This is a genomic window from Muribacter muris (assembly GCF_004569585.1).
Taxonomy (GTDB): Bacteria; Pseudomonadota; Gammaproteobacteria; order Enterobacterales; family Pasteurellaceae; genus Muribacter; species Muribacter muris.
Map to the genome: position 1 here is coordinate 43,132 of NZ_SPPA01000019.1, position 12,883 is coordinate 56,014.

Here is a 12,883-nt window from a genome sequence, read left to right on the forward strand (position 1 = left end):
GCTTGTCTAAAAAAGAAAGGACGCATTATGCGCCCTTTCGTTATACTTAAATTTTGGATTTATCCCGCACTGCGCCTTTATCCGCCGATGTAGCGAAATGACCGTACACTTTCAAGGCAAATGACACTTCACGTTGGCGGTTTGTCGGCTGCCAGCCTTTTGCGTCTTGTTCGGCACGGCGTTGGGCAAGTTCCTCATCGGAGACGATCAGTTGGATTGAGCGGTTCGGAATATCAATGTTAATCGTGTCGCCGTCTTTCACTAAACCGATCGTCCCGCCTGCCGCCGCTTCCGGCGAGCAGTGTCCGATAGATAACCCTGATGTGCCGCCGGAGAAACGTCCGTCCGTGAGCAAGGCACAGGCTTTGCCTAGTCCCATTGATTTTAAATAGCTGGTCGGATACAGCATTTCTTGCATTCCCGGTCCGCCTTTCGGCCCTTCATAGCGAATAACCACAACGTGCCCTGCCTGTACTTTGCCGCCTAAAATGCCCGCCACGGCATCTTCTTGGCTTTCAAACACGATGGCTTTGCCGCTGAATGTCAAGATACTTTCATCTACACCGGCCGTTTTTACAATACAGCCGTCTAATGCGATATTGCCGGAGAGCATCGCCAAACCACCGTCTTGACTATAAGCGTGGGTTTTGCTGCGGATACAGCCGTTTTCACGGTCGTTATCGACTGTTTCCCAACGGGTATCTTGCGAGAACGCTTGCGTTGTGCGGATACCTGCCGGGCCGGCACGGAAAAACCGATGCACCGCTTCATCTTGAGTCAGCATAATATCGTATTGGGCGATCTGCTCTGCGAGGCTCATTCCTAATACGGTACGGGTTTGATTATTCAGTAAATTTGCCCGATCCAGCTCGCCGAGAATTGCCATAATCCCGCCGGCACGGTGTACATCTTCCATATGGTATTTGGCGGTATTCGGCGCAACTTTACTCAAGCACGGCACGCGGCGGGACAAACGGTCAATATCCGCCATTGTAAAATCCACTTCCGCCTCTTGCGCTGCCGCCAATAGATGCAAGACCGTATTGGTTGAACCGCCCATTGCAATGTCCAAACTCATTGCGTTATCAAACGCCTCTTTGGTGGCGATGGCACGAGGGAGAACGGAAAAATCGTCCTGCTCATAATATTTTTTGCAAAGTTCTACAATCTGTCTGCCCGCTTGCAAGAACAGCCCTTTGCGATCTGCGTGGGTGGCAAGGCAAGAGCCGTTGCCCGGCAAGCTCAAGCCTAACGCTTCCGTTAAACAGTTCATTGAATTGGCGGTGAACATACCCGAGCAAGAACCGCAGGTCGGGCAGGCGGAGCGTTCAATTGCATTGACATCATCATCGGATACGTTTTTATCGGCGCTTTGCACCATTGCGTCCACCAAATCGAGCTTGATGATTTGGTCGGATAATTTGGTTTTACCCGCTTCCATCGGGCCGCCGGAGACAAAAATGGTCGGAATATTTAGGCGTAATGCCGCCATTAGCATACCTGGTGTGATTTTATCGCAGTTGGAAATGCACACCATCGCATCGGCGCAGTGGGCATTAACCATATATTCCACCGAATCGGCAATCAAATCACGGGACGGCAGTGAATAAAGCATTCCGCCGTGTCCCATTGCAATGCCGTCATCCACCGCAATGGTGTTAAATTCTTTCGCCACACCGCCGGCTTTTTCAATTTCTGCGGCCACCAACTGCCCCATATCTTTTAGGTGAACGTGCCCCGGCACAAATTGGGTAAAAGAATTAACCACCGCAATAATCGGCTTTCCGAAATCGTTTTCTTTCATTCCTGTGGCACGCCATAAGGCTCTCGCCCCTGCCATATTGCGACCTTGCGTACTGGTCGCCGAACGTAATTTTGGCATAATCTCTCCAAGTAAAATGTTGTGTGCGTTATATTTTGTCGATACTGACTGTTTTTGCAAAAAAAAGCCTGAAAACAGACCGCTTGCCGATAAAACTGGGGTACAATAGTAGCAAAAGCCAAGGCGCTTATCTAGGATAAAAATGAGGAAGAAAAAATGTACGATTTTAACGCATTAAGAACCGAAACCGATGAAATTATCGCATCGCTGTTAGCGGACGGCAGCGATCCGGACGCACTTTATATCATTGAGCATCACGTTGCCCACTGTGATTTCGACAAACTGGAAAAATTGGTGGTCGATGTCTACAAGCTAGGCTATGAAATTTCCGATGCGGAGGAAGTGGAGGAAGAAAACGGCAACTTGTTGTTCGTGTGCGATATTGTCTCCGAACTCAAACTGGACGCCGAGTTAATCACCGCCCAACAAAAAGAGCTGCTGCCGTTAATTGAAAAAGCCGGTGCGGAATACGAAGGTTGGGGAACTTATTTTGAAGATCCGAACGGCGAGGAAGACGAATACGGCGAAGACGGGCAATTTTTTGACGATGAATTTGACGAAGACGAGCCAACATCTCGCCACTAAAGTGCATTGAAAATGCCCGATTTGACCCAATCTATCCCACATTCAATCTAATAAGGGGGCATTATGCCAATTTTGATTTTTGTTTTTGGGCTGTTTTTTTACATTTATTGTGAAATTTCATTGCTGGTTAGCGTGGGATCGAGCATCGGTGTATTCCCGCTGATCTTAGTGATGATCGCCATTTCGGCAATCGGGCTGTGGCTGTTAAAATTACGGGGCGTGATGACCGTCCTCCAGATCCGCCAGCAACTGGCACAGGGGCAACTGCCAACGCAAGCGGTCATTTCCTCGGTCTTTTTTGCTATCGCCGGCGTGCTGTTTTTGATCCCCGGCTTTTTGAGTGATATTCTCGCCCTGCTGCTATTGCTCCCTTTCACCCGCAGCTTAATTCAAGGAATAGCCGTGAAAGCCTTTGCCAGTAAAGTAAAATTCCAGACCTTTAGCGAGCATCGCCCTGATCGTTCCAATACGACCTTTGAAGCGGAATTTGAACGCAAACAAGACGAAGACAAATGGCTTAAATAATCTGTAATGAAACTCGTCCGCCTTGCTCTCCCCGTGCCGTTGGCACGCTATTTTGATTACCTTTTACCCGAACCGCTTCACGCCGAAAAAGGCGTGCGGGTGCGCGTGCCGTTTGGTCGTCAAGAGAAAATCGGTATTGTGGTCGATTTCCCAACCGAAACGGTAATTGCGACTGAAAAGCTCAAACCGATTTCCGCCGTGTTGGACGAACACAGCCTATTCAGCCAAGAAATGTGGCAGCTACTGGAATGGGCGGCGCATTATTACCACGCACCGTTCGGCGAAGTGTTGCACAGTGCGTTGCCGGTGAAACTGCGTCAAGGCGAGGCGAATGAGCGAAGCACGCCCGACTATTTTTCAGTTACCGATTTGGGCAGAACAGCGTTAAATGACGAGCGTTTGAAGCGTGCCAAAGCCCAACAACAATTATTGGCGACACTAGCCAAATTTGCCGATTTTTTTGAAAAACCGACCGCTTGTAGCGCATCCGCTTGGAAAGCCCTGCTTGAAAAGGGCTTGATTGCCCCCCACTCGCAGCCTGTTGTCTCGCGCACTTGGCAAGCAGCGTTAGCGGATAAGCCGATTTGCCACGCCGCGAACCGTTTAACCTTGAATAAACAGCAAACCCTTGTGGTCAGCCGCCTCGCTCACACACAGGGCTTTGGTGCATTTTTATTGGACGGCGTAACCGGTTCGGGCAAAACGGAAGTCTATTTACAGGTGATTGAAAGCGTGTTGAAGCGGGGGGAACAGATCCTCGTGTTAGTGCCGGAAATCGGGCTGACCCCGCAAACTATCCGACGCTTTCAAGCACGTTTTAATGTTGAGATTGATGTCCTTCATTCCAACTTGAACGAAAGCCAGCGGCTAAACGTGTGGCAACGGGCAAAACAGGGCGAAAGTGCGATTATAATCGGTACTCGCTCCGCCCTGTTTACCCAGTTTGAGCGGTTGGGGCTGATGATTATTGATGAAGAACACGACAGCTCATTCAAACAGCGAGAGGGCTGGTGCTATCACGCACGAGATTTGGCGATATTGCGTGCCAAACACTGCAACGTACCGATTATTCTCGGCTCGGCGACCCCCAGTTTAGAGAGCCTGCACAATGTGCAGAAAGGCAAGTTTGAGCGATTATCGCTCAATGTACGGGCGGGAAATGCCCAATTTGCTACGCAACAACTGATTGATTTAAAACAACAACGTATTTTTTTTGGCTTATCCGAACGCTTATTGGCGGAAATGACACGCCATTTAGCACAGGGCAATCAGGTAATGCTGTTTCTTAATCGGCGAGGTTTTGCTCCCGTGCTGCTCTGTCACGAATGCGGCTGGATATGTCAGTGCGGCGCGTGCGACAAACCTTATACTTATCACCAAAAAAGCCGGATTTTACGCTGCCATCACTGCGCCGCCCAACAGGTTGTGCCTCGTCAATGTGCCGAATGCGGCTCAACCAATCTGCTGACGACCGGATTAGGCACGGAGCAGTTGGAACGGGTGTTAGGCGAGCGCTTCCCTGATTATCAAATTGCCCGTATCGATCGGGACAGTACCGCCAGAAAAGGCAGCCTTGAGCAGCAGCTAAACGATATTCAATCCGGAAAAAGTCAAATTTTGATCGGCACGCAAATGTTAGCCAAAGGGCATCATTTTCCCAATGTAACATTGGTGGCATTGGTGAATGTCGATGCCAGCCTGTTTTCAACGGATTTTCGTGCGGAAGAGCGGCTGGCGCAGCTTTATGTGCAAGTTGCCGGCCGTGCGGGACGCTCGACTAAACAAGGGGAAGTGTGGTTGCAGAGCCATTACCCCGATCACCCCTTGCTTAACAGCTTGCTCAATCAAGGCTATGCGGCATTTACCGAACAAGCGCTGAAAATACGACAAATAATGGGGTTGCCACCGTTTTCCGCCCAAGTGCTATTTCGGGCGACGGGAAAGGAGAACCAAAAAGTTGCCGATTTTCTGCAACAACTGACCGCTTGCTTACAGCAGATCGGCGAGCAACAAGGGGTGGAAGGTCTTCAATTTCTTGGACCAATGCCTGCACCAATGGCAAAAAAAGCCGGTCATTACCGTTGGCATTTGCTTGTGCAACATTCCTCTCGCACCATCTTACAAAGGCTACTGGATTATTTCGACCGCCACCGAGCAGCGTTTGTGCGAAATGATATTCGCCTCACGTTAGATATTGACCCACAGGATTTGAGCTAAATGAAACAGGGAAGCGTCAATGCTTCCCTGTATTCTATAATCGATTCAGCCAGTCTAAAAAGCTCTCGGCTGCCATAAAGCCCGTAACTCTGGAGGAATTAAGTTCTTTGCCTTGTTCATCAAAGAAAAGAATGGTCGGTAGCCCTAAGACGTTGAAATGTTTCATCAATTCATCATTGGCTGGGGAATTTTGGGTCATATCCACCTGCAAAACAACCATTTGTGCTAGCTTGGCTTTGACGTTTTGATCGGCAAAGGTGTATTTTTCAAACTCTTTGCACGCTACGCACCAATCGGCGTAAAGGTCGAGCATCACTTTTTTGCCGTGGCTGGCGGCAAGCTGTTTTTCCAATTCGGCTAACGATTGAATGCGAGTGAAATGGCTTGCTACTTGCTCGGCAGGCGTGTTGGTTTGCCAGACGAGATCCGTCCACGGTTTTGCGCTCACGCATAATGCCGCTAACATTAGTACTCGCAAGCCTTTTTGCCACCACTTTGACGCGCTAAATTGTTCATTTGCCCAAACCAAGAAAGCGATTGCCAATGCCGACCACATCAACGGTTCGGCATTGGTTGGCAATATCCTTGAGAGCAGAAAGATCGGCAATGCTAACATCACAAAGCCGAATAGGGTTTTTACTTTGAGCAGCCAATCGCCCGATTTCGGCAAAATACGGTTACCGAATAGCGTAATCAGCACCAACGGAATGCCCATTCCCAACGCAAGCAGATAGAGTGCCAAGCCGCCGGTGAGTAAATCGCCGCTTTGCGCCACATATAATAATGCCCCTGAAAGCGGTGCGGAAGTACAAGGGGAAGCGACCAGTCCCGCAATCATTCCCATTATAAAGACACTAACCAGCGAGCCGCCTTTTTGCTGTTGGCTAAGTTGATTGAGCTTTTGTTGCCAGCTATTTGGCAGTTGAATGGTGAATAACCCGAACATTGACAACGCCAATAGCGTGAATAAAACGGATAAACCGATCAATACCGGCGGGCTTTGCAAGGCGACTTGAAACGGCAAGCCGATCGCCGCCACAATCAAGCCGAGCAGGGTGTAGGTGAGCGCCATTCCTTGCACATAGCTTACACTAAGCAGTAATGCCCGCAAACTGTTCGGGCGTTGCTGGTTGCCGATGACGATTGCCGACAGCAGCGGCAGCATTGGCAAGACGCAAGGGGTGAAAGCCAGCCCGATCCCTAAGATGAAAAACCAGAAAACGGATAAACGGTTTTCCGATAACTGCGTAGCCAAACGATCTTGCTCTGCCTGTACGGTCGGCATTTGCGTTTGTTGCGTTTGGGAAACGGTCGGTTCAACCGATGTGTTTGCAACATCTGCGCCGGAATTAACCGCTTGTGTATCAAGATTGAGCGTTACTGTTTCCGGCGGATAACAAAACCCTTTGGTACAGCCTTGATAACGTACGCTCACCCGACTGTTAGGTTGCTGCGCAAGAATTGGCACGGGAATCGTTAATTGATTGCGATAAATCGCCACCTCGCCGAAAAACTCATCTTGATGCGGTTCACTGGGCGGCAATTGCACTTCACCCAATTCAACGTTTTGCGGCGTAATGACCAGCTCTTTTTTATAGAGATAGTAACCGTCAGCGATTTGCCAGTTCAACAGGAGTTGCTGATCGGATTGTGCCGAGGAAAATGCAAATGCCTGCTCATTACTGAGAAATGTCGACTTATTGTCAAACAAACCGGCACTGCTCGGCACTGCCCACAGCATCAAAAAGAGGGAAAAAAGTCGGATTAACATAGGCATTGACTGCGAGATTAAAATGGGACAAGTCTAACATTTTCGCCCAGTCCGGCTCAAGCGGTACGTTCGGCAGAAGTATTTGCAATATGGCTATTGTACAAATCGGTATTTTATGCAGAATGTCGGGACGCCACGTCGGCGTCCGTCTCATAATGGGGTGCGTTGTGTGCTGAAAAAGCGAAATGTGGCACGAAAATAGCAAAAAAACGTGAAAAACCGACCGCTTGCGTATATTATCGACACACTATGCCAAGCCTTTTTTGACCCAGTAGCGATATGGGGGGCTATCCGTTTGGCTGTCGAGCAACTGATGCTCCATAAATTCACAAAAGCTCGGAATATCACGGGTTGTGGCGGGATCGTCCGCAATAATCAATAAAACTTCACCGTCTGCCATATTGCGAATGGTTTTGCGGGTGAGCATTACCGGTTCGGGGCAGCGTAGCCCAAGGGTATCAAGGGTTTGGTTAATGGTTAATTCAGTCATTTTCAATCCGATAAGTTAAAGGTTATTCAATGCAGCAGCAATTTTCACACCATTTGGCACGCATTCAGCAACAGGTGCAAACCGCACTGGAATTGTGCCGTTTAGACGGTTTGTGGATTTACAGTGGTGCAGCTCAACGTTATTTTTTAGACGATCAAACTGCGCCGTTTAAAGTTAATCCCCATTTCAATTATATTTTTCCCGATCCGAATGCTGAGCAAAGTTGGTTGTTTTTAGACGGTAAAAGCAAGCCGAAAATCTACTATTTTGCACCGCAAGACTATTGGCACTGCACGCCGCAGCCGCCGAGGGAAGCCTTTTTTGCCGATCAATTTGACTGGCATATTCTCACCGAGAGCCAACAGATGACGAGCTGCCTGCATAATCCGCAATATTGTGCGTTTATCGGCAACGATCACGAGTTGGCGCAAGCCCTCGGCTTTCGTGAAATCAATCCGAAAAAGGTGCTAAATGTACTGCATTTTGCCCGTTCGATCAAAAGTGAATTTGAAATTGCGTGCATTTATCAGGCACAACGTATTGCGTTGAAGGGGCATCGGGTGGCAAAAGCGGCATTTTTTGAGGGGAAAAGCGAGTTTTACATCAACCTAGCCTACTTGCAAGCAACCGAGCAATCGGACAACAATGTGCCGTACGGCAATATTGTTGCCCTCAATCAACACAGTGCGATTTTGCATTATACCAAGTTGGCGACGCAGCCGCCCGCACAACGCCACAGTTTTTTATTGGATGCCGGCGCGAGCTATTTAGGCTATGCTGCCGATATTACCCGCAGCTATGCTTTTGATCCGAAAAGTGAATTTGCCGAATTGGTGAGCCGCTTGGATCAGTTGAAGCTATTGATCATCGATCAACTTGAAGTGGGTTTTAATTATCTCGGCTATCATACCCAAATGCATAAATGGATTGCCCGGTTACTGCACGAGTTTGATTTTGTCCGCTTATCGCCCGATGATATTTTTGAGCTAGGGATTAGCCGCAGCTTTTTCCCGCACGGGTTGGGGCATTTGCTCGGTTTACAGGTGCACGATGTGGCGGGCTTTCAACAAAATGCCCGTGGCACGCATAAAGCCGCACCGCAGGACTATCCGAGCTTGCGATGTACCCGTGATCTCGCAGAAGGAATGGTTTTGACGATCGAACCGGGGCTTTATTTTATTGAAATGTTACTCAAACAGTGGAAAAATCACCCGCTTGCCAAACAATTTAATTGGCAGAAGATTGAGCAGTTTAAACAGTTCGGTGGCATTCGCAGCGAAGACAATGTGGTGATCCGCGCTAACGGCGCAGAAAATTTAACCGCACGAGCCGCTCAATTTGGTTAGGTTTCAATAATTATTTAGAGAATTTGCATAATTATGCAATAATAAGCCCATTACAAGCGGTGTGATCCGCTGATTTATTTGCAAAATGAAGGACATTACTATGGCACTTTGGGGTGGACGCTTTAGTCAAGCAGCAGACCAACAATTCAAATATTTTAACGATTCATTACGTTTCGATTATCGCCTTGCATTGCAAGATATTGACGGCTCAATCGGTTGGGCAAAGGCGATTCACTCTGTCGGGATTATTGATGCCCAAGAGTTAGCCCAGCTTATTGAAGCTCTTAAACAGTTGCGTGCCGAAGTGGCACCAAATTTAGCTATTGTGCTACAAGAAGATGCGGAAGATATTCACAGTTGGGTTGAATTGCAGCTAATCAAACGGGTTGGCGATCTCGGTAAAAAATTGCATACCGGCCGCAGCCGTAACGATCAAGTGGCGGTGGATATGAAATTATGGTGTAAAGCCCAAGTGCTTTCATTACAAGAATCGATCCGTGCTTTGCAGGCTAAATTGGTGGAAACTGCCGAGCAAAATCAACTCTCGATTATGCCGGGTTATACCCATTTGCAACGGGCACAGCCGATCACCTTTGCCCATTGGTGTATGGCATACTATGAAATGTTGGAGCGGGATTATTCCCGCCTTAGCGATGCTTATCGGCGAATGAATACTTGCCCGCTGGGTTCAGGCGCGTTAGCCGGTACGGCGTACGGGATCGATCGGGATCTACTGGCACAGCATTTAGGCTTTGAAACGGCAACCCGCAACAGCTTAGACAGTGTGTCCGACCGTGATCACGTTCTCGAACTACTTGCCGCCGCCTCTATCAGTATGATGCACCTCTCTCGTTTTGCCGAAGATTTAATCATTTTCAACAGTGGGGAATCGCATTTTGTCGAGTTATCCGACCGAGTAACGTCCGGCTCTTCACTAATGCCACAAAAGAAAAACCCTGATGCGTGCGAATTGGTGCGGGGAAAAACGGGGCGGGTGTTCGGCGCATTAACCGGATTATTAGCGACCCTGAAAGGCTTACCGCTTGCCTACAATAAGGATATGCAGGAAGACAAAGAAGGTATTTTTGATGCGATTGAAACGTGGCAGGCGTGCGTCAATATTTCCGCTTTGGTACTGGAAGACATTAAAGTGGATACCGAACGCACTAAAGAGGCGGCACAACAAGGTTATGCAAATGCGACCGAATTAGCCGATTATTTGGTTGCAAAAGGCATTCCGTTCCGTGAAGCGCATCATATTGTCGGCGAAGCCGTCGTTTATGCGATCAGCCAACGTAAAGCCTTAGAGGAATTGAGCTTAACCGAATTTAGCCGTTTCCACCCAGCGATTGCAGACGACGTATATCCGATTCTCTCACTTGACTCTTGCTTAGCAAAACGTTGTGCCAAAGGCGGCGTTAATTTGGAACGCGTGGCTGAAGCGATAGCCTATGCCAAAGCCCAGCTAATGTTATAAGCAGATAATCAAAACGGCTAACGTCGCTGAAACGTTAGCCGTTCTTTTATTTTTCAAATAAACGTTTGATCTCTTTTTCGTACAAATACACATTTACCGGATTGGTCGGTAACAGCGATTCAAGATACTCGTTTGCCCTTTCAACGTACGCCTGATGACGTTTATCGTGATTTTCAATCACCTCCAGCAGCACTTTTGCTCCCTCAAAAGCATCAAATTGATCGTAATAATACCCCACGCCCTTAGGTAACAATTTAGAATTGTGAATAAACGGATAGCCGCCGTAGAGCGCATCATTATAGGCATAGTTTAGCCCGTTTTCCCATTGATGACTCAACACAATATCGACATAACGTGTCAGAAAATCAGGCATTTGATAGCGAGCTTCTACCGTCATTATATTGTTACCGACAATTTGGGTTCGCCCGATGAAATTAAAGAAGGTTGGATTGTCTTTCTTATCGTAAGTATTACAGGCATAGAAATGTTTAATCTTGCTCGGATCTGTGCGATAGGCTTGTTCACAAATCAAGATAGGCGTAAAACTGGTTTTAACTACATTGATATTCGCTTCAAAGCAAGCAATTCGTTTTGCCGTATCGTTGAGATTCGGTTGATAACCAAATTGCAAATTATGCGCCTCTTTCAACCGCTTGATCACCTTATCACAGAAAATTGGCGACCAAATAGCCGGTACAATAAATGCTGGGCTGTTGTACATTATGGAAAAGTAGGAATAGCAGGTATTTTCGTGTTGCGGGATAAGCCAAACGCTATCAAAAACCGTGCCGTTGAAGATCCGACCTGCCGGTTTGTCAAACAAAAAATACTCCATATCCATAATAAAATCATTCCCTATTTTATAGGCAACGATTTTCCCGCCGTGAGCGTGCATACGTTCACGTTGATTTGGTTCAATCGTGAGCGTACCTTCAATCAGCACATCTAACTCGTCAATAACATCATCAATATAGGCAAATTTAAGTGAAAGATCCTCCAACATAAATCCCGCCGGCGGCTCGGTGCGTTTTTCCGGCCCCCAAGAGACCAATACTACATCTTCAACAATGTCGGAATGTTGAAATAAATGGAACAAATGGATCACATTTTGATTTGCACCGTTTGCCCAAATATCTGTTACTTTACTTTCTAAATTAAAGGTAATACCGATTTTATATTTACGCATAGTCAGCTAATAGAGTTTTGGCTTTACACCGCAAGCGGTGAGATAAAGCAGATATTTTACAAATCTGATAAAAAATCACTCAGGCATCTGCCTGAGTGATTTCCAACCTATTATAAGATTATTTCCATTGATAACCGACACCGGCTCCAATATTGAAATCGCCTTGCGTGGTTGCTGCGCCACTCATTTTAAAGATAACCTTATTGTTATCACTTAATTTCGAGTAGCCGACTGCAACGGCACTTTGCCCTTTGTAGTTCCCCACGCCGACACCAACCATATTAGCGCCCGCTTGCGTTACTTGAGGAATATTGGCAACGGCGGTTGCACCGGCAATCCCGCCACGCAGCTTCTTATCGGTTTTTCTTAGCTCTTTACGGACGGACTCAACTTGACCTTTTACTTGATTAAGTTGATTCATATTTACCGCATCCGTGCCTTTCACACCTGCTGCAACATTAGTAATACGGCGTTCTTTACCGACGCTACCGACTGAAACTGTATTTGGTTCATCGGCAACCGAATCTGCCCCTAATGCAACCGAATTATCTGCTTTGGCTTTTGCGTTATGCCCCACCGCAACGGATTTTTTCGCTGTTGCTTTTGCATTTTGACCTAACGCACTCGCATTTTGTGCGGTTGCTTTCGCATTATTACCAATGGCGGTGGTATTTTCCGATGTTGCTTCCGATCCGTAGCCAAGTGCCGTAGCATCTTTACCGGTAGCTTTTGAGCTATCTGCACCACTATCGTTATTTGCACTAAAGGCTGTCTTACCATCTTTACTGATCAAACCGGCATCTTCAATTTTCTGAGCGATATTTTCTGCTTTATCTGCTGAACCTTTTGCTGCACTTTCGGACGCTTTTGCCGCTGTTGCCGAACTGTCCGCTAATGATGCTGAACTAGCAGCTGCCGTTGCAGATGAATCTGCTCTAGTTGCCGAGCTACCTGCCGAACTTGCAGCAGAACTTGCTGCCGTAGCGGAACTTTCAGCATTACTTGCCGAGCTTGATGCTTCGCTTGCAGAAGAATTAGCAGCAGTTGCTGAACTGTCTGCGGCAGATGCTGAATTTGATGCTGCCGTTGCGGAAGAACCCGCTTTAGTTGCGGAGCTGTCCGCTGCGTTTGCTGAGGAGTTTGCTGCTGTTGCCGAACTATCTGCAGCAGATGCTGAATTTGATGCGGCAGTTGCTGAAGAATCGGCTTTATTTGCAGAGCTGTTTGCTGCACTTGCCGAAGTGCTTGCTACTTTTGCTGAACTATCTGCAGCGGACGCTGAATTTGATGCGGCAGTTGCGGACGAGCCAGCTTGAGTTGCAGAACTATCCGCTGCACTTGCCGAAGTACTTGCGGCTTTCGCTGAACTATCTGCAGTGGACGCTGAATTTGATGCTGCCGTTG

The 12,883-nt window shown here is 47.7% G+C and carries 11 protein-coding genes; 5 read left to right on the top strand and 6 right to left on the bottom strand.

Annotated elements, in window-relative coordinates; all coding sequences use genetic code 11:
- Positions 1-46: 46 nt before the first annotated feature.
- Positions 47-1,882: a dihydroxy-acid dehydratase gene (gene ilvD, locus E4T80_RS08850; RefSeq protein WP_135057525.1), complete on the bottom strand. Its 1,836-nt coding sequence runs from the start codon at positions 1,880-1,882 to the stop codon at positions 47-49.
- Between the two features lie 156 nt (positions 1,883-2,038).
- On the opposite strand from ilvD, the gene rraB reads away from it, so the two are divergent.
- The 3 genes from rraB to priA all read left to right on the top strand — a co-directional run bounded on the left by rraB (position 2,039) and on the right by priA (position 5,209).
- The gene (gene rraB, locus E4T80_RS08855; RefSeq protein WP_135057528.1) at positions 2,039-2,467 is read left to right on the top strand and encodes a ribonuclease E inhibitor RraB; all 429 of its coding nucleotides are present in this window, start codon (positions 2,039-2,041) and stop codon (positions 2,465-2,467) included.
- A gap of 63 nt (positions 2,468-2,530) precedes the next feature.
- The gene (locus E4T80_RS08860; RefSeq protein ID WP_135057531.1) at positions 2,531-2,992 is read left to right on the top strand and encodes an FxsA family protein; all 462 of its coding nucleotides are present in this window, start codon (positions 2,531-2,533) and stop codon (positions 2,990-2,992) included.
- A gap of 6 nt (positions 2,993-2,998) precedes the next feature.
- Positions 2,999-5,209, top strand: coding sequence for a primosomal protein N' (gene priA / locus E4T80_RS08865; protein ID WP_135057534.1), 2,211 nt, complete (start codon positions 2,999-3,001; stop codon positions 5,207-5,209).
- A gap of 34 nt (positions 5,210-5,243) precedes the next feature.
- Here the strand turns inward: priA and E4T80_RS08870 are convergent, their stop codons facing one another.
- From E4T80_RS08870 to tusA, 3 genes are all read right to left on the bottom strand, one after another.
- Entirely contained in the window at positions 5,244-6,980 is a 1,737-nt protein-coding gene (locus E4T80_RS08870; RefSeq protein WP_135057537.1) for a protein-disulfide reductase DsbD, read from the bottom strand.
- On the bottom strand, positions 6,913-7,134 hold the full coding sequence (locus E4T80_RS13010; protein ID WP_194186339.1) for a hypothetical protein: 222 nt from the start codon (positions 7,132-7,134) through the stop codon (positions 6,913-6,915). Before E4T80_RS13010 ends, E4T80_RS08870 begins: the two co-directional genes overlap by 68 nt.
- Before the next feature lie 93 nt (positions 7,135-7,227).
- The gene (gene tusA, locus E4T80_RS08875) at positions 7,228-7,470 is read right to left on the bottom strand and encodes a sulfurtransferase TusA (protein WP_135057540.1); all 243 of its coding nucleotides are present in this window, start codon (positions 7,468-7,470) and stop codon (positions 7,228-7,230) included.
- A gap of 29 nt (positions 7,471-7,499) precedes the next feature.
- Between tusA and pepQ the strand changes: the two genes are divergently transcribed.
- Positions 7,500-8,816: a Xaa-Pro dipeptidase gene (gene pepQ, locus E4T80_RS08880; RefSeq protein WP_135057543.1), complete on the top strand. Its 1,317-nt coding sequence runs from the start codon at positions 7,500-7,502 to the stop codon at positions 8,814-8,816.
- 100 nt (positions 8,817-8,916) lie between these two features.
- On the top strand, positions 8,917-10,293 hold the full coding sequence (argH, locus tag E4T80_RS08885) for an argininosuccinate lyase (RefSeq protein WP_135057546.1): 1,377 nt from the start codon (positions 8,917-8,919) through the stop codon (positions 10,291-10,293).
- A gap of 46 nt (positions 10,294-10,339) precedes the next feature.
- On the opposite strand, the gene E4T80_RS08890 is transcribed toward argH, so the two are convergent.
- Complete coding sequence (locus E4T80_RS08890) at positions 10,340-11,479, bottom strand: DUF2827 family protein (RefSeq protein ID WP_135057549.1); 1,140 nt, start codon at positions 11,477-11,479, stop codon at positions 10,340-10,342.
- Positions 11,480-11,597: 118 nt separating this feature from the next.
- The coding region (locus E4T80_RS13150) for a YadA family autotransporter adhesin (protein WP_194188939.1) at positions 11,598-12,883 on the bottom strand (1,286 nt) is incomplete at its 5' end.